Origin of the sequence: Streptomyces rectiverticillatus (genome assembly GCF_013394065.1) — a bacterium.
In the GTDB taxonomy this organism is placed as follows: domain Bacteria; phylum Actinomycetota; class Actinomycetes; order Streptomycetales; family Streptomycetaceae; genus Streptomyces; species Streptomyces rectiverticillatus.
Window position 1 is genome coordinate 3,927,774 of record NZ_CP040752.1, and the last position, 23,308, is coordinate 3,951,081.

Consider the following 23,308-nt stretch of genomic DNA (forward strand, 5'->3'; position numbering starts at 1 on the left):
GGCGTGGGCACTTCGCTGCCGGTCCGGGGGGTACGTGCACACCGAGCAGTACCACGCGGGCTTGTACGGGTACGTCACGTCCCACCACATGGGGTTGCGGCAGTGCGGGCACCTGACCAGAGGAGGGCCGTTCCGACCAGCGTTCATGGCGGAATGCTGCTCCACCGGCCGGGGCTACGAGCCCGGTCCCGCCGGCTGTTCACCCGTTCGGTGCAGCGCCTCCAAAGCGGATGCTGCTTCCTCGGGAGCGGATTGCTGCAGGGCCTCCGCCACCTCCCTGCGCAGCCCGTCCACCACCCGGCTCGACGGTGCCTCGTCGAGTACGCGCATGACCGTGGCGAGCGCGAGGTGGGAGTGGTTCAGCCGGTCCGCCACTTCGAGGAGGCGACGGTGCGATGCGAGCAGTTCCCGCTGCAGGTCGATGACTTGTCGCTGTGCTTCGATGAGCGCTTCGCCGTCCGGCTGCTGCTGCCGGGTCTCTTCCCCGGTGTAGTGGTTGTTGGTGATGTGAACGTCGCCGTGGAACGTCGCGCCCTGGAAGGAGACGGGTGCGGCCGCCGGTGCATCCACCTCGTCGCCCGCCGCCGCCTTCGTGGTGGCGTCCGCGTCCGGTGGCGCCGGAGCCGGATTGCGCCGGGCCGCCTCCCAGAGCTGCTGGGCCTGCCGGCGGGCGACCTCAATCTCCGCCGCGGTGTTCGACGTGACGTCGATGATCGCTTCGACGATCTCCCAGTCGCGCTCCAGGCCGTCACCGGACAGCCGACGGGCCAGCGTGGAGCGTGCGGGTGGAGCGTGCCCGATCGAGAAGTGGTCCGGGGTGAGCTGGTCGTAGAGCTCGCCGAGGGTCACTCCCGCCGCATCGAGCCTGTGGCGCAGCAGCCGGGCCAGTTCGTTGATCTCGGCGGTACCCCCCTGCAGCGGGCCCCATGGACGGCCGCGGCGTCCGGCCCGGCGCGGCTCCTCCGGCATAATCCCCCCAACCCGCGAGACAATGCCCAATGTCTCACACCAGCAGTCGCATTGACCCGTCTGTCCAGCGTTGTTTCGGAAACGAAACAGGCAGCATGACGGTCGAGGGACCCGGGCGTAGTGTGTCGGGCAAACAGCACGAACCCGCCCCCAGGGTGGAATCTGTCGGGGCGGGCCGTGTGGATGTCACCGCTGCAAGGGGATCGTCACCAGAGCTCCACGTCGATCCCCTTGAAGCGTGCGTACCACTTCAAGAGCTCGCCGGTGAACCTGAGTGCACGTCTGCCCGAAGGCGAGACCAACCACCTGCGGGCGCCCCGATGAGCCGCCCTCAGACTTCTCCCCGTACTGCGGATCCTGGATCGGCGTAAGCCGCCGGCCGGCGGCGAGCGCTCTTCCACTCCCACCCTCCCTGGATGGAACTTCAGCCCCGGCGGGCGGGGCTGCCGGCCCGGGTCGGGCCAGGTAGGAGCCTGGGAGGGGTGTTACGTCAGGAAGCCTAGCGCGCGGGGAGAGCAATTGTCTTGCGTCGGGCGGGGATTGTATCGCCAGCTGGTCAACCAGCCTGTGGGCACCGGGAAGAGTGGGTCCGGTGTGGCTGATGCGGCTCTACAGCGTGCGGCCCAGCGGCAGTTCCATGCCCCTCAGCGTGGCCCGGATTCCGTCCTTCTCGACTCTCACGTCGCGGAGTTGAAGGTCGCGCGCTTCCTTGGGGAGGGAGAATGAGAAGGTCAGCCGGTCGGAGAGCTCCGGCGGACGCATGTGGATCAGGCCGCCGATCAGCTTCGGGTCGATGCCGAGCTTCTTCAGCAGCCACGGGTTGTCCATCGCCGCATCGATGAGATTGACGTGCGTCAGCTTCTCGACGAAGCGGGGGGTGCCCGTCAGGCGGTGCAGTTTCTCCTCGTTCCTGAGGGCCGCCTCGGCGTCCTGCTTCGACACGCCCAGCCGCTCCGCCAGCGCCGGAACCGAGAACAGCGCCTTCGCCCGTGCCGCGTCGCGGCTGATGCGCTCGGCCGTCTCGCGGTGCAGAGTCAGCCCTCGGCCCTTGCCGGGGCGGTACGTGGCGATGCCCGGCACGTCGAGGCTCATGTCGTCCACCTCCGTGGACAGGCCGCGGCTTCCGTTCAGCTGCAGCTGCACCTGAGCCCGTACGCGCAGCTCCCGGCCGCCCACGGTCAGCTTTCCGTCGGCGCCGATCGTATGGTCGGCGCGGCGGGTGAAGGTGATCTGCGAGGCGGCGAGTTCGCGGTTCATGTCGGCGAAGGACAGCAGGACTTCGCCTTCCAGGTCGCCGATGACGGCGCCGCGTATGTCGCTCGGCAGGCTGCCGGTCAGCTGGATGTCGCGGCTGCTGGCGTGGACCTTCGCGAGCGACACGCGGTCGGCGGCCACGTGCGGAACGGTGACGTCCACGCGCTGGAGGCGCTTCTCCAGGACCTGGGTGAGGAACGGGAACCCGTGGATGTCCACCTGGGGAGCGGCCGCCAAGTGGAGCTCCTGCTGAAGCTTCTGCTGCGCCTTCTTCTCCGCGTACATCTGTGCGCAGCGGTCCGCCAGGACCAGGATCCCGGCGCAGAGGGAGAGGGTGATCAGCAGCTTGACGGTGCGGGGCGCGGCGGAAAGGGGGCTCCGGCGGCGGCGGTGACCGCGCTTTCCGCGGCGGTGGTTCGGCGGCGACCAGGGCTCGTCCTCGTCGGAATCCCCGTGGATGAGCTGGAGGGGCAGGACCGTGAGGGGCTGTGTGTCCGTCAGCGAGGGGCCGTCGGAGACTGCTTCGGAGCCCGCTTCGGTGAGCGGACCAGAGGCCGGAGCATAGGTCGGATCAGAGGCCGGTTCAGGGGCCGGCTCCGGGTCGGCCAGTGACGCGAGTTCGTCATAGGGGTTGGGGGGACGGGAGGGTATGCGTGTGGGGGTTCGCATCGCCATATCCCACCACGCGCGATCCCCCGGAACGCAAGCGCTACCGGCAGTACGTCCGAAAACGGAGCCATTGCCCCCGCGGCAGCCCGCCCGGCGTCCGGGCCGATGTCCGGGCCGATGTCCGGGCCGATGTCAGGGCCGATGTCAGGGCCGGTGTCAGGGACCGCCCGGCCTCCTGCGGATCATGTACTGTTGCCGCAGTTGGCAGGAAACCGTCCTAGGAGGTGAGACCCATTACCGCTGTTGCAGGCTGGGTGCTCTCTTCTCCTGGTTGTACGGTCGCTTCCTCTCTCTAGCCGGCCGCGAGAGCGCCCTTCGGTGATCCGGAAGGCTTCTCCATGTTCGACGACTCTTTCTCTTCTTCCTCTTCTTTCTCTTTCTCCGCCTCCTTTCCCCTCGTCGTTTCCAGGCTCCGGGCCGCCGGCTGTGTCTTCGCCGAGGACGAGGCCGAGCTCATCCTCTCCGCGGCGCGCAACGCCGACGAGCTCGACGGCATGGTGGCGCAGCGCGCATCCGGCCTCCCTCTCGAACACGTCGTCGGCTGGGCGGAGTTCTACGGACTGCGGATAGCCGTGGACGCAGGCGTCTTCGTACCGCGGCGGCGTACGGAGTTCCTCGTCGGGCAGGCCCTCGCGCTCAGCTCTCCGCGCGCCGTCGTCGTCGACCTGTGCTGCGGCTCCGGGGCGGTGGGCGCCGCGCTGGCGTCGGCGGTGGAGGACATCGAGCTCTACGCCGCCGACATCGACCCCGCGGCCGTGGAGTGCGCCCGCCGGAACATCGGCGCGAGCGGCGTCGTCTACGAGGGAGACCTCTACGAGCCCCTCCCCGGTGAGCTGCGCGGACGCATAGACGTGCTCGTCGCCAACGCGCCCTACGTGCCCACCGAAGCCATCGCCCTGCTGCCGACCGAGGCCCGCGACCACGAGGCGCGGGTCGCGCTGGACGGCGGCTCGGACGGGCTCGACGTACAGCGGCGGGTCGCCGCTGCAGCGTCGTCCTGGCTCGCGCCGGGCGGCCACCTGCTGGTCGAGACGAGTGAGCGGCAGGCCTCGCGGACGGTCGAGACGTTCGTGGGGAGCGGGCTGGTGACGCGGGTCGTCGAGTGCGACGAGCTGGATGCGACCGTCGTCGTCGGGACCAGGCCCGGGGGCGACGGACGGGCACGGATCACGCATGCCGGGGCCGCGCACGCTGAGGCCGTACGTACCGGGGCCGCGCACGCCGAGGCCGAGCAGGCCCCCGGAGCGGCGCGCGTCGGGGCCGCGCGCGAGCGGGCCGGCGCCGTACTCAGCCTGTAAGCCGCCCGCGGGGAGCCGGCTCAACCCAGGTGGTCCGTCGTCGTACGGACCACCCGCTCCACGTCGATCCCCACCACCCTCTCGACCTCCGGTCCCCACCGCTCCGGCGGCGGCCGGTGGTCGATGGTCGCGCGGCCGCTGATCTGTACGGTCTGCCCGGTCGCGAAGTCGGGCAGCACCAGCCCGACCCCGGGATGGCTCCACAGGTTGCCGAGCGTGTTGAACAGGGCGTTGCCCGAGTAGTCCGGCAGCTCGACCCGCCCCGGGCCGGTCACCCGGAGGAAGCCCGCCGGTCCGCCGCGGTGGGAGACGTCGGCTCCGGCCTCGGGGTGCCGGGTGGCGATGAACAGGGTGTCCCTGCGGGCGATGAACCGGTGTTCCCAGTCGGTCAGCCGGGTGAGCCGGGTGGTCTTCGGGCCCTGGGAGAACGGGGCGGGGTCCACCAGGCGCTGCCGGATGTGGCGCGGGCAGTTTCCGTACGCCTCGTCCACGTCCATTTCGATCACGGACGGGTCCCAGCGGCGGACGCGGCCGTTGACCCTGAACCTGCGGCGGCGTACGAAGTCCATGGCGATCAGGGCGACCTGGTCGAGCGGGCCCGCCGGCACGCAGGGGTCGCCTTCGGGGCGCGCGGCGCAGATGCGTACGGCCTTCGGCCCCGTCTGTACGAACCCGGCCTCACCGGTCAGGACCGTGGCCCACATGCGGCCGTCCGCGTCGGCCGTGCCCAGGGCCACGCACGAGACGGTGGAGAGGAAGAGCCCGGCGACGGGGGAGAGCTGGTCGCCGAGGATCCCCGCGACCCGGGCCGCCCTGTCGTCGGCCCCGGCGGTCCGCTGCACGGCCCGCTCACCCTCGTGGAACGTACGTATGCGCGGTGCGGACGTCATGCGGCGGCCCCTAACCGTGGAACGGCGAAGCGGAGTTGAGGCGTCATGAACGAGACGGTACCGTACGGTACCGTCTCCTGCCCGCCGGCCCTAGACTGACGGCATGCCAGTGAAGCCGGGAGCGACCATCGACCCGCGTGCGACCCGGGCCCGCGTGCTGGCCAGTGCCGTCCAGCTGTTCTACGAGCGCGGGGTGCACACCGTCGGGGTGGACGAGATCGCCCAGCACGCGGGCGCCTCGAAGCTGACGATCTACCGCAACTTCGGGTCCAAGGAAGGCCTCGTCGAGGCCGTGCTGGAGTACCGCAGCGAGCACATCCACCGGTGGCTGGCCACCCACCTGGAGGGCGTGCCCGCCGGCCGCGAGCGCGTGCTCGCCCTCTTCGACCTGCTCACCCGCTGGTACGCGCGCGACGGCTACTGCGGCTGCGCCGTGATCAACGCGGCCGTGGAGACGCGCCACCTCGACGGCCCGGTGCGGCAGCTGCCCCGCGCCCACCTGACGCGCTACCGCGAACTGCTCGAGGAACTGCTCGCCGGGGCGGGGGCCGGGCGGCCGGCGGTCCTCGCCCGGCACCTGCTGATCCTGATCGAGGGCGCCACGACGATCACGGCGATCGACGGGGACCCTGCAGCCGGGCACGATGCGCGGGCTGCGGCGGAAGTCCTCCTCGACGCGGCGTGCGCCCACCCGGCCGCCCGCGCCCCGGCCGACCGCGCCGCCGACCGCGCCCCGGCCGACCGCGGCCGCTGACCGCGGCCCCGGCCCCCGCCACGCCTGCCGGCCGCCGGCCCCGCCGCGCGACGGCTGCCTGCACGTTTACGCCCTCTGTGGTGTTCGCTGCTTGGTCATGTTTACGGAATTGGCCGAATTTCGCCGGAACGGTTCTGCCCATGTGGTGCATGGGTCCTAAGGGCTCTGTGAGGGGCGCGGGCCGGGGGCTGGCAGGCGTGGCGGGGGTTTATTCGGGAGTGGTCATGCTTGCGAGGGAATAGGAAGGGACGGGTGGTTCGCCGGGGATTCGGTGGGCAAATCTCGGAGCGCGACGTCGAAAACCTCGCCGGGCGGTCGGCCAACTGCTCGGCACTGTGCAGTAGTTCTGTCTACTGGCAGTAGTTCCGCTCAGCGTTCTCGTTCTGGAGGAATAGAAATGGCAAGCACCCGCACTGCTCGCGTCCTCACCACTGCTGCCGCTCTGCCTGTGGCGGCGGTCCTCCTCTCCGGCGTCGCCCACGCCGATGACGACGGCAACGGCAACCAGGTGGCCAACCGCGGTTCCAACGCGGCTGCTGCGGCGGTCGTGGGGAGCGGCGTCGGGGGCTCCAACCACGGGAACTCCACGACGGGCCAGCAGCAGGCCACCGGCACCGGTGCCTCGAACCAGAGCAACACCGCGAGCGTGAGCGGGCCTGCCCGCACGGTCATCCGCCAGGACAACGTTTCGGTGGTCTTCACCAACATGTGGTAGCCCCTGGGGGTGGGGCGGCACAGCCGGCCGACTGACGCGGCCGACCGACGCTGCCTGCCGGTGTGACCGGCTTTTCGTGGACTGGGGCTGGTGATGGTGGCGCGACGGCACTCGGGTGCCGTCGCGCAGCCATGTCCGGCCCCTTGACACCTTCCGCAAATCTGACGGACAGTCAGAAAAACTTGCGAGGAGGGGTCCGCGTGCCCGTGCCCACACCTCCCACCGGCACGCCCTTGCCCAGCCCTTCGCCCGGTCTCCCGCCCGGCGACGTGCACCACCTGCTCAAGCCCTTCGAAGGCAGGCCCGCAGCCGTCTCCGCACCCGCCGCGGACCCCGTCAACGCCCCGATGATCAGGCACTGGTGCGAGGCCCTGGGGGACACGAACCCCGCCTACGCCGGGGACGACCCGATCGCCCCGCCCACCATGCTCCAGGCGTGGACCCTGCCCGGCCTCTCCACGGCCCGCGCCCGGCGCGCTCCGGCCCACGACGAGCTCTTCGCCCTGCTCGACGGCGCCGGATACACCGCGGTCGTCGCCACCGACTGCGAGCAGGAGTACGTACGCCCGCTGCGGCCCGGCGACGAGATCACGTTCGATTCGGTCATCGAGACCGTCTCCCCCCGCAAGACCACCAGGCTCGGGACGGGCTACTTCATCACCACGATGATGCGGCTGCGGGTGGCCGGCGAGCTGGTCGGAACCCACCGTTTCCGGATCCTCAAGTACGCCCCTGCCGCGACGCCCGCGACGCCCGCGAGCTCGGCCCCGGTGCACCCCCGCCCCCACCCACGCCCCCGCCCCCGCCCCGTGATCAACCGTGACAACGCCCCCTTCTGGGAAGGCGTCGCCGCGCACAAGCTGCTCATCCAGCGCTGCGCCGCCTGCGGCACGCTCCGCTTCCCCTGGCTGCCGGGCTGCGGCCGCTGCGGTTCTCCCGAGTGGGGGACGGTCGAAGCGGCCGGTTCCGGCACGGTCCATTCGTACGTGGTCGTGCACCACCCGCCGTTCCCGGCCTTCGACCCGCCCTACGCCGTCGCGCTGGTCGAACTGGCCGAAGGCGTACGGATGATCAGCAGCATCACCGGTGTCCCGCACGACCGCGTGCGCATCGGCATGCCCGTCGAGCTGGAATTCATACGAGTGGACGCGGAGTGGGAACTTCCGGTGTTTCGCGCCCACGCGGACCGGGCGGCGGGAGCGGACGCATGAGGCCCGGCGACGAACTCCCGCCCCTCACCGTTCCCATCACCCGTACGCTCGTCATCGCGGGTGCCATCGTCTCGCGCGACTACCAGGATGTGCACCACGACGCCGAGGCGGCCCGTGCGAAGGGCTCTCCTGACATCTTCATGAACATCCTCACCACCAATGGTCTGGTGGGCCGTTACGTCACCGACCACCTCGGCCCGGAGGCCGTCCTCCGCAAGGTTTCGATCCGGCTCGGGGTGCCCAGTTATCCGGGCGACGTTCTGGTGCTGACCGGAAGGATCCTTTCCGTGAACGAGCGCACCACCGAGATCTCCGTGGTCGGGACGAACCGCCTCGGCCGCCATGTCACCGGCCGGGTCGTGACCGTCCACCCCGTCCACCCCGCCCGCCCCGCCGACCCCTTCCGCGCCCGGGCCGACGGATGATCGGCGGCACCGCCGCCGTCGTCGGTATCGGCGCCACCGCCTTCACCAAGGACTCCGGCCGCAGCGAGCTCGCCCTGGCCGCGGAGGCCGTGCGCGCGGCCCTCGACGACGCCGGGCTCGGCCCCGGCGACGTGGACGGCATGGTCACCTTCACCATGGACACCAGCCCCGAGATCACCGTCGCCCAGGCGGCCGGCATCGGCGAGCTGACGTTCTTCTCCCGCGTCCACTACGGCGGCGGCGCCGCCTGCGCCACCGTCCAGCAGGCCGCCCTCGCCGTCACGGCCGGCATCGCCGACGTCGTCGTCTGCTACCGGGCCTTCAACGAGCGCTCCGGCCGCCGGTTCGGCGCCGGGGTGCAGGGGCGCGAGCCGTCGGCGGAGGGCGTGGCGCTCGGCTGGGGGCTGCCGTACGGGCTGCTCACGCCGGCGTCCTGGGCGGCCATGGGCGCCCGCCGCTACCTGCACTCCTACGGCCTGGAGCCCGAGGTCTTCGGGCACGTCGCCGTCACCGACCGGCGCCACGCCGCGACCAACCCGGCCGCGTACTTCCACGGCCGCCCGATCACCCTCGCCGACCACGCCGCCTCCCGCTGGATCGCCGAGCCGCTGCGGCTGCTCGACTGCTGCCAGGAGACGGACGGCGGCCAGGCCCTGGTCGTCACCTCCCTCGAGCGGGCCCGCACGCTGCGCCACCCGCCCGCCGTGATCATCGCCGCGGCCCAGGGCGCAGGCCGCGCACAGGAGCAGATGACCAGCTACTACCGGGACGACATCGACGGCCTCCCCGAAATGGGCGTCGTCGCCCGGCAGCTGTGGGCGGGCAGCGGACTGGGCCCCGCGGACGTCGACGTGGCCGTCCTCTACGACCACTTCACGCCGTACGTGCTGATGCAGCTGGAGGAGTTCGGCTTCTGCGGGCCCGGCGAGGGGGCGGCGTTCGTGGCGTCGGACGCGCTGCCGCTGAACACCCACGGCGGGCAGCTGGGCGAGGCGTACCTGCATGGCATGAACGGCGTCGCCGAGGCGGTGCGGCAGCTGCGCGGCACCGCTGTGAACCAGGTGCAGGACGCCTCCCGGGCGCTGGTCACCGCCGGTACCGGAGTTCCCACGTCCGGGCTGCTTCTCGGGGCAGACGGATGAACGGAGGGCGTGTCACGGAAGGGCGCCGGTCGGTGGCGCCTTTGACTCCGGGTATGGACCGACGAAGGAAGATCATCGGATATCTCCTCGCCCTGATGGCGGTGGCGGCCCAGCTGATGGGCGCCGAGCCGGCGGGCGCCGGGGACCGGGGTGACCCGAGGGACGAGGGGGCTTCCGTCTTCAGGGGCTGGGGCATGGACACCTGCCAGGCCCCGGCGCTGACCACGCTGAGCGCGTGGAAGTCGTCCGACTACCGGGCCGTCGGCGTCTACTTCGCGGGGCGGGCCCGCGCCTGCCCGCGCCAGACCTACCTCAGCGAGCGCTGGCTGGAGGGCGCCGACGACTTGGGCTGGCGCGTCCTGCCGATCTACGTGGGCTCGCAGTCGCCTTGCGTGCGGGCGAGCAACAAGCGCGGCTTCCTGATCGGGTCCTACCCCTACGACCAGGGCCAGTCGGAGGGCGAGGAGGCCGTCTCCCGGGCCTCCGCGCTCGGCATCGTCTCCCGCAGCGCCCTCTACCTCGACATGGAGGCGTACGACGACAAGGACGGCGACTGCGCCCGTACGACGCTGTCCTTCATCCGTGGCTGGGGCGCGGCCGTGCGCAGCGCCGGCTACCTGCCGGGCTTCTACAGCAGCGCCGAGTCGGGGGTGCGGCACATGGACCGGGCCCGCCGCTCGGGCACGACCGGGCTGCCCGACGTGCTCTGGTTCGCCCGCTGGCGGGTCGCGGCCACGACGGACGGCGAGCCGTCGATCGGCCGGACGGCCTGGCAGCCGCACCGCCGCATCCACCAGTACCAGGGCAACGTCGCCGAGTCGCACGGGGGACGGAAGCTGACCATCGACCGTAATCTGGTGGACGCGCCCGTGGCGATCATCGACTGAGGGCCCGGTCCGGGCCCGTACGCGGAGGAGGGTCCCCCATTCCTCTCCCCCTCCGGGAGGTGGGGCCAGCCCCACCTGTACGACCTGAGGCGGACCGTCCTTCGGCACCTGCGGGCGATCCGCCGGGTACAGGTGCGCTCCTAGCGTTGAAGCATGACAGCAACCACGACGTCTGTGTGCACCAGCGCATCCACCGCCGTGTACCCGTCGTTCTCCTCCTACGTACGGGCACGCGGTCCGGTGCTGCAGCGCACCGCCCGCTCTCTGACCTCGAACCCGTGCGACGCGGAGGACCTGCTGCAGACCGCGCTGACCAAGACGTACCTGGCGTGGGAGCGGATAGAGGACCACCGGGCCCTGGACGGCTATGTGCGCCGGGCCCTGGTCAACACCCGCACCTCGCAGTGGCGCAAGCGCAAGGTCGAGGAGTTCCCCTACGACGAGCTGCCCGAGCGCGAGGCCGCCCCCTCGGCGGACCCCGCCGAGCAGCAGGCGCTGCGCGACGCGATGTGGCGGGCCGTGCTGCGGCTGCCGGTGCGGCAGCGGGCCATGGTCGTCCTCAGGTATTACGAGGACCTGACCGAGGTGCAGACGGCCGAGCTGCTCGGAGTCTCCGTCGGCACGGTCAAGAGTGCCGTCTCCCGGGCGCTCGGCAAGCTCCGCGAGGACCCGGAGCTCTCCTGCGCCGCGTGACGCGCGCGTGACGGGAGTGTGACCGGCGGCCCGTGGGCGACGTGACGGAAAGTGCTCACCGCGGGGGCCCCGAGGTAGTGACTTACCGCGAGATACCCCAGCACAATCAGCGGACGACCACCCGCCGTACAGGTCTTCGGGAGGACCCCGTGCTGAGCACGATGCAGGACGTACCGCTCACCGTCACCCGCATCCTCGCCCATGGGGCGCGCGTGCACGGGGGCGCCACGGTGACCACCTGGACCGGGGACGGTGAGCCGCTGCGGCGCAGTTTCCGGGAGGTCGCCGAGCGGTCCGTGCAGCTGGCCCACGCGCTCCGCGACGAGCTCGGGGTGGTCGGCGATCAGCGCGTCGCCACGCTCATGTGGAACAACAGCGACCACCTGGAGGCGTACCTCGCGATCCCCTCCATGGGCGCCGTCCTGCACACGCTCAACCTGCGGCTGCCCGTCGAGCAGCTCGCCTGGATCGTCAACCACGCCGCCGACCGCGTGATCATCGTCAACGGCTCGCTGCTGCCGCTGCTCGCCCCGCTCCTGCCGCACCTCGGCTGCGTCGAGCACGTGATCGTCTCGGGCCCGGGCGACCGTTCCGCGCTGGAGGGCTGCCGGCCGCGTGTGCACGAGTACGAGGAACTGCTCGCGGGCCGCCCCGTGGCCGGCTTCGACTGGCCGGAGCTCGACGAACGGCAGGCCGCCGCCCTCTGCTACACCTCCGGCACCACCGGCGAGCCCAAGGGCGTCCTCTACAGCCACCGCTCGGTCTACCTCCACGCCATGGAGGTCAACGCCGCATCGGCTTTCGGCCTGACCCCTGCCGACACCTGCCTGCCCGTCGTGCCGATGTTTCACGTGAACGCCTGGGGCCTGCCGCACGCCGCCTTCATGGCCGGGACGTCCCTGCTGATGCCCGACCGTTTCCTGCAGCCCGCGCCGCTCGCCGAGATGATCGCCACCGAGCGGCCCACGGTGTCCGCCGGTGTCCCCACGATCTGGGCGGGCCTGCTCGCCGAGCTCGATGCGCGGCCGCGGGACCTGTCCTCGCTGCGTACGGTCATCAGCGGCGGCTCGGCCGCGCCGCCCGCCATGATGCGGGGCTTCTACGAGCGTCACGGCGTGCGGCTCGTGCAGGCGTGGGGGATGACGGAGACCTCGCCGCTGGGCTCGGTCGCCTACCCGCCGGCCGGTCTGAGCGAGGAGGAGGAGTGGCCCTACCGCCTCACCCAGGGCCGGCTGCCCTCCTCCGTCGAGGCCCGGCTCGCCGGTCCCGGTGGGGAGATCCTGCCGTGGGACGGCCGGTCGGCCGGTGAACTGGAGGTGCGCGGGCCCTGGATCGCGGGCGCGTACTACGGCGGCGCGGCCGGGGAGCCGGTCCGGCCCGAGGACAAGTTCAGCTCCGACGGCTGGCTGCGTACGGGCGACGTCGGCACGATCACGTCCGACGGCTTCCTCACCCTCACCGACCGCGCCAAGGACGTGATCAAGTCGGGCGGCGAGTGGATCTCCTCCGTCGAGCTGGAGAACCACCTGATGGCCCACCCGGACGTCGCGGAGGCGGCCGTCGTGGCCGTCCCGGACGACAAGTGGGGCGAGCGCCCGCTCGCCGCCGTGGTCCTCAAGGACGGCGAGCCCGCCGACTACGAGGCGCTGCGGGCGTTCCTCGGCGAGCGGGTGGCGCGCTGGCAGCTGCCCGAGCGGTGGGCGCGGATCGCGACCGTACCGAAGACGTCGGTGGGCAAGTTCGACAAGAAGGTGCTCCGCAAGCAGTACGCGGAGGGCGAGCTGGAGGTCACTGTCCTGGGCGGCTGACCCGCCGCGGGCGGATGACACGGAACGCCGGGCAGGGGGCCGCCGATGAGGGCCCCTGCCCGGCGTCGGCATGTGTGCCTGGCGTCGGCATGTGTGCGCGGCGTCGGCATGTGTGCCCGGCGTCGCGCCGCGGCGCCGGTGTCCGTCCGCTGCAGTGCTCCGTCAGCGCTTGCGCTCGCCGCCCACCAGCGCGCTGCCGGCCCAGCCCACCGCCACGGCGGCCGCCGCGATCGCGCAGACGCCGTTCCAGCCCCAGTGGGCGTACGCCGGGCCCGCGAGGGCGGACGCGCTCGCGCCGCCGACGAACGCGGTGACGACGTAGGCGGTGTTGGCCGCGGCGGGCGTGCCGGTCGAAGCCAGTGCCCGCGTTTGGTTGGCGACCTGACCGGCCATCAGGCCCGCGTGGATCAGCACGGCCGCCGCGCACAGCGCCCACAGCCGGTGCCCGCCGAGCCAGAACAGCGGGAGGGAGAGCGCCGTGAGCACGTAGGACGTGGTGACGACCCGGGTCGCGCCGAAGCGGTCGATGAGCGACCCCGAGACGGGGGCGACGGCGGTCGAGACGAGGCCGAACAGGCCGAAGAGACCCGCGGTCGCCGTCGACATGTGGAACGGCTCGTCCGCGGTCAGCAGCAGGGCGAGCGTCGTCCACAGAGAGCTCCAGGCGCCGAAGAGACCGGCCTGGCGCAGGCACGCGGCCCGCAGCTCGGGGGAGCGGCGCAGCAGTCCCGGCAGCCCCGCAATGGCCTTGAGCGGCTGGGCGGCGCGGCGCGGCCGGGTCTCGGCCGGAAGCAGTACGGCGGTCAGCAGGCCGATCGCGACGGTGAGCGCGGCGGCGCCGAAGAAGACGGCGCGCCAGCCGTACGCCTGCCCGGCCAGGGAGCCGAGGACGCGGGCCGCGACGATGCCGGTGAACAGCCCGGCCACGACCGCGGCCACGTGCCGCCCGCGCCGGTCGGCGGGCGCCCGCTCGGCGACCAGCGGGACCAGCAGCTGCGGCACGACCGTCGCGGCGCAGGCCACGAGGACGGCCGCGGCCAGCGCGGGCAGGCCCGGCGCGAGGGCCGCCGCGACCAGCGCCACGCCGGCGACCGCGGACAGCACGGCCACCAGGCGGCGGCGGTCGGCGGTGTCCCCGAGCGGGGCGAACGCCAGCAGGCCGAGGGCGTAACCGAGCTGGGCCACGGAGGCGATCCAGCCGGCCGCGGAGGGCGCGGCGCCGAAGTCCTGCGCGATGAGGCCGAGGAGCGGGGCCGCGAGGTAGATGTTGGCGGCGGTGACGGCGGTGCAGAGGGCGATGACCGCGAGGAGGACGGTGTTGCCGCCGCGGGCGGGGGTGGGGGCGGTGGTTGGGGTTGGGGTGGGAGCGGGTGCGGGTCCGGTTACGGCTGTGGGTGACGGCGTGGGCGTCGGCATGAGTGGTTGGGCTCCCCCGGGGACGGTGCATGTCATCTGTCGTAACCAACTGGTTGGTTATAAGTTTCACGTGAAACGGAACATGCTGTCAACCGAATAGTTGGTTACTCTGGGTGCATGGCAGTCGTAAGGGATCCAGAAGCCACCAAGGCGCGCATCTTCGCGGCGGCCACCGCCGAATTCGCCGCCCACGGCATCGCCGGTGCGCGCATCGACCGCATCGCCCGCGAAGCCAAGGCGAACAAGCAGCTCATCTACGCCTATTTCGGCGACAAGGCGGAGCTGTTCTCCCAGGTCCTCCAGCGGGCCCTGCTCGAACTCGCCTCCGCCGTGCCCGTCGACGCCGACGACCCCGACTGCTACGTCGACCGCCTGATGGAGTACCACAAGGCCCACCCCGAGCTGCTGCGGCTGCTCCTGTGGGAAGGGCTCGAATACGGCGAGGGCGAGATCCCGCACGAGGCCGAGCGGCGCGCCCGCTACGACGCCAAGGCCGCGGCCTTCGCCGTCGCCCAGGAGAAGGGCACGGTCGACGCCGGGCTGCCGCCGCGGCACCTCGTCTTCCTGATCAGTGCACTCGCCGGGTGGGCCACGGCCGTGCCGCAGTTCCGCCGGCTGCTCGTCGGCGGGGAGGACGGGGACCTGGACTCGCTGCGCGAGTCCGTGCGGACGGCGGCGTGCAGGATCACTCAGCCGGGCGCATAGCCGAGGCTGATCCGGTCAGTCCGTGCCCACCTTCGACAGCAGGTCCACGATCCGGCCCTGCACCTCCGCGCTCGTCGACCGCTCCGCCAGGAAGAGCGCCGTCTCCCCGTTGGCCAGCCGCGAGAACTGCGTCGGGTCGACGATCTCGGGCGAGGTGTAGACGACCAGCGGCGTGCGCTTGAGCAGGCCGTTGCCGCGCAGCCAGTCGACGATGCCCGCGCGGCGGCGGCGCACCTGCATCAGGTCCATCACCACCAGGTTCGGGCGCATCTGCGTCGCCAGCGTCACCGCCTCGGCGTCCGTCGCCGCGCGGCCCACCTGCATGCCGCGCTGCTCCAACGTCTCCGTCAGGGCGTTCGCGATCGGCTCGTGCTCCTCGATCAGCAGCACGCGCGGCGGGTGCATCTCGCTGTCGCGGGGCGCCAGTGCCTTCAGCAGTACCGCCGGGTCCGCCCCGTAGGCCGCCTCCCGCGTCGCCTGCCCCAGCCCGGCCGTCACCAGGACCGGGACCCCGGCCGCGACGGCCGCCTCGCGCAGCGACTGCAGCGCCGTGCGCGTGATCGGCCCCGTCAGCGGGTCCACGAACAGCGCCGCCGGGTACGCCGACGTCTGCGCGTCGACCTCCTCGCGCGAGTGCACGAGCACCGGCCGGTAGCCGCGCTCGGTCAGCGCCGCCTCCGTGGACGCGTCCGGAGCGGGCCATACGAGGAGCCGGCGCGGGTTGTCCAGCGGCTCGGGGGGCAGCTCGTCGTCCATCGGCGGGCGCGGCGCGTTCACGACTTCCACCGCACCGTTGGGGCCGTCGAGGGGCTCGGGCCCCTCCGAACCCTCGTCCGGAGCTCCTATGGCGAAGGCACGACCTGACGGGGCGTCGAGCAGGGGCGGGCGCGGCGCCGGCTGCGCCGGTGCCTGCGGCTGGCTTTGAGGGGGTGCCTGCGGCTCGCGCTCGCGCTCGCCCTCGGCCGGGTTTCCGAGCCGCCGGCGGCGGCCCGAACCGCCCGGCGCCGGCTCCTGGCCGGGCTGCTGGGCGAACGGCGTGGCCTGGCCCAGGGCGCGCACGCTGATCGGGCGCCCCGAGGTGTCCGTGCCGGGCGCCGCGGCGGCTGCGGCCGCGCCGGGCTCCTCCGCCAGGGCGCGGCGCGCGCGGCGGCGGCCCGTCGGGGCGGGGGTGGCTGCGGCCTGCTGCTCCGTGCCGGCAGCGGGGTCGCCCGAGCGGGACGGGTCGGTCTCGCGCACGCCCGTGGCGCCGTACGACGCGGGGGCGCCTTCCGGCGCGGGCCCGCCGGCGAACGGCGCTGCGCCGCCGCCGCTCGGAGCGGTCCGGCCGTGCCCGCCGTGGACGGCCTCGGCAGCCGGGCTCCCGCCCGGGCCGGGGAAGGGCGCGGGTGCGCTTCCCGCTTCCGCGGGTGCGGGACTGTTCGGCGCGGGGGCGTTCTCCGCACCGGCGGGCGCGGGCCCGCTCCGGCCCGGGAACGGGACCGGAGCGCCGCCGCGTCCGGGGTGGGCACTGTCCGCGCCGGGGAAGGGCGCGGGTGCGCTTCCCGCCTCCGCGGGGGTGGGGCCGTTCGACCCGAGGAAGGTGGACGGGCCGCCCTGCCCGGGGTTGTCCGGGCCGGTGGGTGCGGGCGCGGGTCCGTCGGTGCCGGGGAAGGGCGCGGGGGCGCCTCCCCTGCCGGTGGGTGCGGGGCCGTTCGTCCCCAGGAAGGCGGACGTGCCGCCTCGCCCGGCCTGGGCGTCGGGGCCGCCCTGGCCCGGGAACGGCGCCGGGGCGCTTCCCTTGTCCACGGGCGCGGGGAACGGTGCCTGGGGCGCCCGCGCGTCGGCGGGTGAGGGGCCGGTCTGGCCCGGGAAGGGCGCGGGGGCGTTCCCCGGGCCGGCGGGGGCGGGGCCGTTCGTGCCCAGGAAGGCGGACGTGCCGCCGCCCTGGCCAGGGCTGTCCGTGCCGCTCGGGGCGGGGAACGCTGCTTGGGGCGCCCGCGCGTCGGCGCGCGCGGGCCCGGTCTGGCCCGGGAAGGGCGCGGGGGCGTTCCTCGGACCGGCGGGGGCGGGGCCGTTCGTTCCGAGGAAGGCGGACGTGCCGCCCTGCCCAGGGTCCGTGCCGGCCGGGCCGGGGAGCGGTGCCTGGGGTGTCCTCGCGTCGGCGCGCCCGGTCTGGCCCGGGAACGGCGCGGGAGTGTTCCCCGGGCCGGCGGGGGCGGGGCCGTTCGTCCCGAGGAAGGCGGACGTGCCGCCCTGTCCGGGGCCGTCCGCGCCGCTCGGGGCGGGGAACGGTGCCTGGGGCGCCCGCGCGTCGGCGGGTGAGGGGCCGGTCTGGCCCGGGAAGGGCGCGGGGGCGTTCCCCGGGCCGGCGGGGGCGGGGCCGTTCGTGTCCAGGAAGGCCGACGTGCCGCCCCGTCCCGCCTGGGCCTGGCCCGGGAACCGGGCCGCGTTCTCCCCCTCGCCGTGCCCGGCGCCGCTCCGGTCGCGGCCCTTGTCCGGGTGGACCGCAGGGCCCTCGTCGTCGGCGGGCTTGCGGGGGGCTCCCGGCAGGCCGCCGGGCTCGCGGGAGCGGTCGGCGTCGGCCGGGGGAAGGGCGAAGGCCGCGCGCGGGACGGACGGTTCCGCGGCGGTCTGGCCGGGGATCGGGCGCTCGGGGGACTCCGCGAGGGCCCGGCGTGCCCGGCGCCCGGTGGGGGCGGCCGCGGCGGCGGACTCGGGCGTGCGGTCGGCCTCGGCCGGAGGCAGGGCGAACGCCGTGCGCGGCGCCTCGGCCTGCTGCGGCTGTTCCCGGCGCGCGCGCCGGCCCGTCGGCCCGGCCGGCGAGCCCTGCGGCGGTACGAGGCCGCTCGCGTCGCCGTCACCGGCCGGCTTCGGCTCCGCCCCCGGCGCCGAGCCGGGGCCGGACCCGCCGCCCTGACCCGTACCGGAGGCGTCTTCGGGCCCGCCGCGCCCGTGCCGGGCGGCCCGGCCCGCGGCAGCGCCGTCGCTCTCGGCCGCCGCCGCAGGCACCGGCGGCCGGGCCTCGTCGGTGCGCGGCTTGGCGCGCCGCCGCCCGGTGGGCGGGGTGTCGTCGTTCTGCGCGGGCGGCGCCGGCTGCGCGGCGCCGTCGCCCGTGGTGTCGCCGTCCGCGCCCCGGCGCGCCCGCCGCCCGCCGCCCGCCGCAGCGGAGGCGTCGGCGCCACCGGACGCGGGTGCCTCCGCCGTGCCGCGCGCCCGCTGGGACGGCACCGGCATGACGGTGGTGGCGTTCATCGCGTCCGTCATCGTGTCCGTGGCGGAGCGCCGCTCCGTGGCGGCGGGGCTGACGGGCCCGCCCTTCGCGGAGACGGGCACCTCCAGGACGTACGCGCTGCCGCCCGACGCGCCCGGCACGTCGTGGGTCTGCAGCACGCCGCCGTGCGCCCGCACGATGCCGCGCACGAGGGGCCCGTGGACGGGGTCGCCCCCCGCGTAGGGGCCGCGCACCTCGATCCGTACGACCTCGCCGCGCTGTGCCGCCGCGACGACGATCGTGGAGTCGCCGGTCGGCGCGCCGCCCGCGGGCGCGTTGCCCGTGGCGTCGACGCCCGCGACGTCCGCGATCAGGTGCGCCAGGGCGTGGGCGAACCGCTCGGGGTCGACCTCGGCCTCGATGGCGGGTGCGTGCACCGCGAACTGTGCCCGCCCGGGGCCGATCAGCTCGACCGCGCCCTCGACGCCCGCGGCCACGACCTCGTCGAGCGGGACGGTCTCCCGCTCCAGCTTGGCCTCGCCGGCGTCCAGCTGCTGATAGGCGAGGACATTGTCGACAAGCGTCGTCATCCGGGCGTACCCGGCGGACAGGTGGTGCAGGATCTGGTTGGCCTCGGGCCACAGCTGGCCGGCCGGGTCGGCGGCCAGGGTGCCGAGCTCGGCGCGCAGTTGCTCCAGCGGGCCGCGCAGGGACTCCTGCAGGACGGCCTGCAGCTGGGCGTGGCGCGCGGCGAGCGCGTCGTACGCCCGGCGGTCGGTGAAGGTCATCACCGCGCCGACGAGCTGGTCGCCGTCGCGCACGGGCGCGGTGGTGAGGTCGACGGGGACCGCCCGGCCGTCCTTGGCCCACAGCGCCTGCCCGCGCACCCGGTGCTTGCGCCCCGAGCGCAGCGTGTCGGCGATCGGGGACTCCTCGTACGGGAACGGCGTGCCGTCCGGCCGGGAGTGGTGGATCAGCGGGTGGAGCTCCCGGCCGCCGAGGTCGCTGGCGCGGTAGCCGAGGATCTGTGCGGCGGAGGGGTTGACCAGCACGACCTTGCCCGCGGTGTCGACGCCGACGACGCCCTCCGCGGCGGCGCGCAGGATCATCTCGGTCTGCCGCTGCTGCCGGGCGAGTTCGGCCTCGGTGTCGAGCGTGCCGGTCAGGTCGCGGACGACGAGCATGAGCAGCTCGTCGCCCGTGTAGGGCTGGTGGTCGGCGTACGGGGTGCGGCCGTCCTCCAGGTTCGCGCTCGTCACCTCGACGGGGAACTCCGAACCGTCCGTGCGCCGGGCGATCATGCGCGTCGGCTTGGTGCGGCCGTCGTCGCTGTCGGGCAGGCGCATGGAGCCGGGGATGCGGCGCGAGTCGAAGTCGGGCAGCAGGGAGAGCAGCCCGCGCCCGACCAGCCCCGTGCCGGGAACCTCGAAGGTCTCGAGAGCTATGTGGTTGGCGTTGACGACCGTGCCGTTGCAGTTGACGAGCAACAGGGCGTCGGGGAGGGCGTCGAGTATGGCTGCGAGGCGAGCAGCGCCTCGGGATGGCCTGCTGCTCACGACGACGCTTCCTCCCTGGTTACCGCACCTTGCCGACCTCGCCGGGCGGGCGGTCCGCCGCGCCGTGGCGTGTCACTGGAGCGCAGTCTACGGGCTGCCGGGGCGGGCGCGGCGGCGGACGAGGCGTGCGGCGAGGCGCGCCGGACGGGCGCCGTGGGGCGTCCTGCCGCAGGCCCGACATGTCTTACGTGTCAGCCCTTGTGGTGGACGTGGGGGGTACCCGCGGGCGCGCCGAGCAGGCTGGAGAAGCGGTCCCAGCGGTCGATCTCGCACCCGTTCTTCCGCGTGAACTCGGCCTTCACGGGGCGGCCGGCCCAGCGGCCGGTGACCGTGGCCCGCTGCGGTCCGCCGTAGATCATCGTGCACACCGAATCCTTGGGGACGGGGGCGAACGGGTCCTTGCCCCAGGTCGTCTGGCCGTCGATCTGGCCGCACGCCTCTCTGACGCGCGGGTGCGTGCCCCCGGCCGGGTGGCAGTACAGCTCGAAGGTCCGTACGCCGGTGAGGCCGGTGCCGAACTTCCCGGTGTCGCTGACGGTCACCGTGAGGTGGTCGTTGCTCTCGGGGTTGGCCGGGGGCATGGGGAGCCCGGCGGCCGAGGCGGACGGGAGGGTGAGCAGGGCCGCCGGAGCGAGCGCGGCGGCGGCGAGGGCGAGGCGGCGGAGCAGCATGCGGGACTCCAGGGTCCAGGGGGCAGGCGAGGCGGACCGGGGGGCGCGCAGGGCCCGGCCGATCCCTTCACCCGTCTAACGCGCCGGGCGGCAACGCGTTGCGCTCCGGAAAACGTCTTTGCCCCGGCCGGTGAAAGCCCGGTACCGTAGGGGTGCGATTGGTGAGCGGCCGCGAGGTTGTGCCATCATCTGCATCGCACCACTCGCGCATGCGTGGGTGGGCTGGAGGCGTCGCCTAGTCCGGTCTATGGCGCCGCACTGCTAATGCGGTTTGGGTCTTAAAGCCCATCGAGGGTTCAAATCCCTCCGCCTCCGCAGTCACCGGAAGCCCCGGTCGTCCCCGAGACGGCCGGGGCTTTCGCGTTGCCGGGCGATTTGCCGGGCGGTGTTGCTGGACGGCGCTGTCGGCGCTGTCGGCGATGCCGTCGGACGATCTTGTCCGCAGGGGGGCGCCGGAGTCGCTCCGGGGCCGCGCCGAGGCCGCTCCGGAGGCCCTCCGGAAGTGCTTCGGGAGGCCGTTTTCGCAGGCCGGAGCGGGTGCGGGGAATGGATTTCGCGTGGCGGCGGAGTTCATGTAATGTTGTCCACGCAACGCCGACCGGCAAGAAAACGCCGGGAAGCCGAGCGCTCGTAGCTTAACGGATAGAGCACTTGACTACGGATCAAGAGGTTGCAGGTTCGAATCCTGCCGAGCGCACTGACGGGAGTTTTTCTCCCGTTCGTCGCGGGGTGGAGCAGCTCGGTAGCTCGCTGGGCTCATAACCCAGAGGTCGCAGGTTCAAATCCTGTCCCCGCTACTAAGACCGAAGGCCCGGTACCTCAGGTACCGGGCCTTCGGCGTATCCGGAGCCGTCCGTCCCGCTCGGGCGCGCGATTCTCAGGAGAATCACAGAGAGCCGAAAGACACCTCTCACGCGCCGCTCGCACCCTCGTCCCATGACGGCCGACTCCTCGCTCACCCCAGCACCCGCCGCCGCCCCCGCCACCGCCCCCCTCCTGCGGGACGACGGCGGCCCCATCAGGGTTCTCGTCGTGGACGACGAGGCCTCCCTGGCCGAGCTGCTGCGGCTCGCCCTGCACTACGAGGGCTGGGACGTGCGCACCGCGGCCGGCGGCGCCGAGGCCGTGCGCGTCGCGCGGGACTTCCGGCCGGACGCCGTCGTCCTCGACGTGATGCTGCCCGACATGGACGGGCTGACCGTGCTGGGGCGGCTGCGCCGCGAACGCGCCGAGCTGCCGGTGCTCTTCCTCACCGCCAAGGACGCCGTCGAGGACCGCATCGCCGGCCTCACCGCCGGCGGCGACGACTACGTCACCAAGCCCTTCAGCCTGGAGGAGGCCGTCGCGCGGCTGCGCGGGCTGCTGCGCCGGGCCCGCACCGCCGCACCGCGCCCCGGCTCCGTCCTCACCGTGGGCGACCTGGTCCTGGACGAGGACAGCCACGAGGTCTCCCGCGGCGGCACGGACATCCACCTCACCGCCACCGAGTTCGAGCTGCTGCGCTTCCTCATGCGCAATCCGCGGCGCGTGCTGAGCAAGCCGCTGATCCTCGACCGGGTGTGGTCGTACGACTTCGGCGGCCGGGCCAACGTCGTGGAGCTCTACATCTCCTACCTGCGGCGGAAGATCGACGCCGGGCGGCCGCCGATGATCCACACGCGGCGCGGCGTCGGCTACCTCATCAAGCCGGCCACGCCGGCGTAAGCCGCCTGCGGGGCCGCGCCGCGCGGCTGCTTTCTGCCCGTCCGCTTCCCGTCCGTGCGGCTGGTCGCCGTCGGTGGAGCTGCCGGTTCCGCACCGCTGATACCCCGCCGCGGTGGTATGGCGTTCATGAATGGGTGTCAGCATGCCGGCCCGGAATGCAACCGACAACCGCGAAGGAGCTGCTATGTCCGGCAAGTTGAGCGACAACGACGACGCATTCGCTCGCCGACGGAAGAGGGAGGCGGAGGAGGCGGCCCGGCAGCAGTACGAGCAGGCCGCAGCAGATGCCGCCCGGCACGCTGCCCAGCAGCAGTACGAGGCGCAGGCGGCGGCAGACGCCGCCCAGCAGGAGTGGTAGTCATCGCCCGGCGATAGCGTGGAGTCGAGGCCCGAGTGATGAGGAGGGCGCGTGCGATTCGCGCTGGACGCACTGTTCGCTGATGTGCCCGCGGAGCAGGTCGATGAAGCTCGTGACTTCTACAAGTCGAGGGCGGCAGGCCGTGGCCCCAGCACACCGGAGGAGCTCAAGGAGGCACGGGCGAGGAGGACCGCTCCTCGTGCCGCCGAGCCGCCTGCCGTCGAAGAGACGGTCGAAGCCGCGGAAGCGCGCGTCCCTGTCAGGATCTTCACGCCTGTCGACGGTCCGCCGCGGGGCGTCTACCTGGACATACACGGCGGCGGCTTCTACATGGACTCCGCAGCGCGAGGAGACGAACGCAACCGCGGGCTCGCAGACGCCCTGCAGCTCGCCGTTGTCAGCGTCGACTACCGGCTGGCGCCCGAGCACCCCTGGCCGGCGGCACCCGACGACTGTGAAGCAGCGGCGCTCTGGCTCGCCGAGGAAGCCGATGCTCGCTTCGGAACGTCCCGGCTTGCGATCGGCGGGAGCTCCGCGGGAGCCACACTCGCCCTGGTGACCCTGCTCCGGCTGAGAGACAGAGGTGCCGCCGGCCGATTCGCCGGTGCTGCACTCCAATTCGGCACCTACGACTTGAGCGCACGAACTCCGGCCGGTCGCTCCATCGCGGACGAATACTTCATCCAGGCGTACGCCGGCCATGTGGAAGACCGCACTCTTCCCGATATCTCCCCCATCTACGGCGACCTTGGCGGGCTTCCCCCGACGCTGCTGATCGTCGGAAGCGCAGACGTGTTGCTGGAGGACAACCTGGCGTTGGCGGGCCGGTTGTCAGCCGCCGGCAATGACGTCGAGGTCCGGGTCTACCCCGAGTCACCCCACGGCTTCACGGGCCACCCCACGGCAATGGCCGGGACGGCGCTGAGCGGCGTCGAATCCTGGCTGCGCGACCGGATTACGCAACCGTAGGGACCTGCGATCGGGCGCCCTGAC

At 73.2% G+C, this 23,308-nt stretch carries 18 protein-coding genes, 3 tRNA genes and 1 pseudogene; 16 read left to right on the forward strand and 6 right to left on the reverse strand.

The genetic code is table 11. The annotated features are described in order from the left end of the window. Nucleotides 1-174: 174 nt before the first annotated feature. Together FGW37_RS17015 and FGW37_RS17020 are read right to left on the reverse strand one after the other, a co-directional pair. Nucleotides 175-969 carry a hypothetical protein gene (locus tag FGW37_RS17015; RefSeq protein ID WP_179081829.1) on the reverse strand — a complete coding sequence of 265 codons (795 nt, stop codon included), beginning with the start codon at nt 967-969 and terminating at the stop codon, nt 175-177. Between the two features lie 609 nt (nt 970-1,578). Next, complete coding sequence (locus FGW37_RS17020) at nt 1,579-2,892, reverse strand: LmeA family phospholipid-binding protein (RefSeq protein ID WP_179081830.1); 1,314 nt, start codon at nt 2,890-2,892, stop codon at nt 1,579-1,581. A 338-nt stretch (nt 2,893-3,230) separates the two neighbouring features. On the opposite strand from FGW37_RS17020, the pseudogene FGW37_RS17025 reads away from it, so the two are divergent. After that, nucleotides 3,231-4,037, forward strand: a pseudogene (locus FGW37_RS17025) (putative protein N(5)-glutamine methyltransferase); the annotation flags it as partial. Between the two features lie 173 nt (nt 4,038-4,210). Here FGW37_RS17025 and FGW37_RS17030 read toward each other — a convergent pair. Continuing rightward, nucleotides 4,211-5,080: a pyridoxamine 5'-phosphate oxidase family protein gene (locus tag FGW37_RS17030; protein ID WP_179081832.1), complete on the reverse strand. Its 870-nt coding sequence runs from the start codon at nt 5,078-5,080 to the stop codon at nt 4,211-4,213. Between the two features lie 103 nt (nt 5,081-5,183). On the opposite strand from FGW37_RS17030, the gene FGW37_RS17035 reads away from it, so the two are divergent. The 8 genes from FGW37_RS17035 (at nt 5,184) to FGW37_RS17070 (ending at nt 12,715) form a co-directional block, all read left to right on the forward strand. Beyond that, a complete protein-coding gene (locus FGW37_RS17035) occupies nt 5,184-5,834 on the forward strand; it encodes a TetR/AcrR family transcriptional regulator (RefSeq protein WP_179081833.1) in 651 nt (216 codons plus the stop codon). Nucleotides 5,835-6,231: 397 nt separating this feature from the next. Next, complete coding sequence (locus tag FGW37_RS17040; protein ID WP_179081834.1) at nt 6,232-6,549, forward strand: hypothetical protein; 318 nt, start codon at nt 6,232-6,234, stop codon at nt 6,547-6,549. A gap of 233 nt (nt 6,550-6,782) precedes the next feature. Further along, entirely contained in the window at nt 6,783-7,760 is a 978-nt protein-coding gene (locus tag FGW37_RS17045) for a bifunctional MaoC family dehydratase N-terminal/OB-fold nucleic acid binding domain-containing protein (protein WP_246430801.1), read from the forward strand. Then, the gene (locus tag FGW37_RS17050) at nt 7,757-8,185 is read left to right on the forward strand and encodes a MaoC family dehydratase (protein WP_179081836.1); all 429 of its coding nucleotides are present in this window, start codon (nt 7,757-7,759) and stop codon (nt 8,183-8,185) included. The genes FGW37_RS17045 and FGW37_RS17050 overlap by 4 nt, the downstream gene beginning before the upstream one ends. Continuing rightward, nucleotides 8,182-9,327 carry a lipid-transfer protein gene (locus FGW37_RS17055; RefSeq protein WP_179081837.1) on the forward strand — a complete coding sequence of 382 codons (1,146 nt, stop codon included), beginning with the start codon at nt 8,182-8,184 and terminating at the stop codon, nt 9,325-9,327. Before FGW37_RS17050 ends, FGW37_RS17055 begins: the two co-directional genes overlap by 4 nt. A gap of 53 nt (nt 9,328-9,380) precedes the next feature. After that, nucleotides 9,381-10,214, forward strand: a complete 834-nt coding sequence (locus FGW37_RS17060; protein WP_246430416.1) for a glycoside hydrolase domain-containing protein — start codon at nt 9,381-9,383, stop codon at nt 10,212-10,214. A 153-nt stretch (nt 10,215-10,367) separates the two neighbouring features. Further along, the gene (locus FGW37_RS17065) at nt 10,368-10,907 is read left to right on the forward strand and encodes a SigE family RNA polymerase sigma factor (protein ID WP_179081838.1); all 540 of its coding nucleotides are present in this window, start codon (nt 10,368-10,370) and stop codon (nt 10,905-10,907) included. Nucleotides 10,908-11,056: 149 nt separating this feature from the next. Further along, nucleotides 11,057-12,715, forward strand: coding sequence for a long-chain fatty acid--CoA ligase (locus FGW37_RS17070; protein ID WP_179081839.1), 1,659 nt, complete (start codon nt 11,057-11,059; stop codon nt 12,713-12,715). A 162-nt stretch (nt 12,716-12,877) separates the two neighbouring features. Here the strand turns inward: FGW37_RS17070 and FGW37_RS17075 are convergent, their stop codons facing one another. Beyond that, nucleotides 12,878-14,131, reverse strand: a complete 1,254-nt coding sequence (locus tag FGW37_RS17075; protein ID WP_179081840.1) for an MFS transporter — start codon at nt 14,129-14,131, stop codon at nt 12,878-12,880. A gap of 117 nt (nt 14,132-14,248) precedes the next feature. Here FGW37_RS17075 and FGW37_RS17080 point away from each other — a divergent pair, with 117 nt between their 5' ends. Beyond that, a complete protein-coding gene (locus FGW37_RS17080) occupies nt 14,249-14,836 on the forward strand; it encodes a TetR/AcrR family transcriptional regulator (protein WP_179081841.1) in 588 nt (195 codons plus the stop codon). A gap of 15 nt (nt 14,837-14,851) precedes the next feature. Here FGW37_RS17080 and FGW37_RS17085 read toward each other — a convergent pair whose 3' ends face one another. After that, nucleotides 14,852-19,582 carry a PAS domain-containing protein gene (locus FGW37_RS17085; protein WP_179081842.1) on the reverse strand — a complete coding sequence of 1,577 codons (4,731 nt, stop codon included), beginning with the start codon at nt 19,580-19,582 and terminating at the stop codon, nt 14,852-14,854. A 191-nt stretch (nt 19,583-19,773) separates the two neighbouring features. Next, the gene (locus FGW37_RS17090; protein WP_179081843.1) at nt 19,774-20,253 is read right to left on the reverse strand and encodes an SSI family serine proteinase inhibitor; all 480 of its coding nucleotides are present in this window, start codon (nt 20,251-20,253) and stop codon (nt 19,774-19,776) included. A 224-nt stretch (nt 20,254-20,477) separates the two neighbouring features. Here FGW37_RS17090 and FGW37_RS17095 point away from each other — a divergent pair. The 6 genes from FGW37_RS17095 (at nt 20,478) to FGW37_RS17120 (ending at nt 23,284) form a co-directional block, all read left to right on the forward strand. Continuing rightward, a tRNA-Ser gene (locus FGW37_RS17095) sits at nt 20,478-20,568 on the forward strand. A gap of 309 nt (nt 20,569-20,877) precedes the next feature. Continuing rightward, nucleotides 20,878-20,950: transfer RNA gene (locus tag FGW37_RS17100), tRNA-Arg, on the forward strand. Between the two features lie 26 nt (nt 20,951-20,976). Continuing rightward, nucleotides 20,977-21,050 (forward strand) — tRNA-Met (locus tag FGW37_RS17105). Between the two features lie 139 nt (nt 21,051-21,189). Continuing rightward, on the forward strand, nt 21,190-21,957 hold the full coding sequence (locus FGW37_RS17110; protein WP_179081844.1) for a response regulator transcription factor: 768 nt from the start codon (nt 21,190-21,192) through the stop codon (nt 21,955-21,957). Between the two features lie 184 nt (nt 21,958-22,141). Continuing rightward, nucleotides 22,142-22,315, forward strand: coding sequence for a hypothetical protein (locus FGW37_RS17115; protein WP_179081845.1), 174 nt, complete (start codon nt 22,142-22,144; stop codon nt 22,313-22,315). 51 nt (nt 22,316-22,366) lie between these two features. Beyond that, entirely contained in the window at nt 22,367-23,284 is a 918-nt protein-coding gene (locus tag FGW37_RS17120) for an alpha/beta hydrolase (protein WP_179081846.1), read from the forward strand. Nucleotides 23,285-23,308: the final 24 nt, after the last annotated feature.

Coding starts and splice junctions, on each gene's coding strand:
- FGW37_RS17050 (WP_179081836.1), top strand. CDS start 7,757: ATGAGGCCCGGCGACGAACTCCCGCCCCTCACCGTTCCCATCACCCGT.
- FGW37_RS17040 (WP_179081834.1), top strand. CDS start 6,232: ATGGCAAGCACCCGCACTGCTCGCGTCCTCACCACTGCTGCCGCTCTG.
- FGW37_RS17080 (WP_179081841.1), top strand. CDS start 14,249: ATGGCAGTCGTAAGGGATCCAGAAGCCACCAAGGCGCGCATCTTCGCG.
- FGW37_RS17055 (WP_179081837.1), top strand. CDS start 8,182: ATGATCGGCGGCACCGCCGCCGTCGTCGGTATCGGCGCCACCGCCTTC.
- FGW37_RS17110 (WP_179081844.1), top strand. CDS start 21,190: ATGACGGCCGACTCCTCGCTCACCCCAGCACCCGCCGCCGCCCCCGCC.
- FGW37_RS17090 (WP_179081843.1), bottom strand. CDS start 20,253: ATGCTGCTCCGCCGCCTCGCCCTCGCCGCCGCCGCGCTCGCTCCGGCG.
- FGW37_RS17075 (WP_179081840.1), bottom strand. CDS start 14,131: ATGCCGACGCCCACGCCGTCACCCACAGCCGTAACCGGACCCGCACCC.
- FGW37_RS17020 (WP_179081830.1), bottom strand. CDS start 2,892: ATGCGAACCCCCACACGCATACCCTCCCGTCCCCCCAACCCCTATGAC.
- FGW37_RS17035 (WP_179081833.1), top strand. CDS start 5,184: ATGCCAGTGAAGCCGGGAGCGACCATCGACCCGCGTGCGACCCGGGCC.
- FGW37_RS17115 (WP_179081845.1), top strand. CDS start 22,142: ATGTCCGGCAAGTTGAGCGACAACGACGACGCATTCGCTCGCCGACGG.
- FGW37_RS17030 (WP_179081832.1), bottom strand. CDS start 5,080: ATGACGTCCGCACCGCGCATACGTACGTTCCACGAGGGTGAGCGGGCC.
- FGW37_RS17015 (WP_179081829.1), bottom strand. CDS start 969: ATGCCGGAGGAGCCGCGCCGGGCCGGACGCCGCGGCCGTCCATGGGGC.
- FGW37_RS17065 (WP_179081838.1), top strand. CDS start 10,368: ATGACAGCAACCACGACGTCTGTGTGCACCAGCGCATCCACCGCCGTG.
- FGW37_RS17060 (WP_246430416.1), top strand. CDS start 9,381: ATGGACCGACGAAGGAAGATCATCGGATATCTCCTCGCCCTGATGGCG.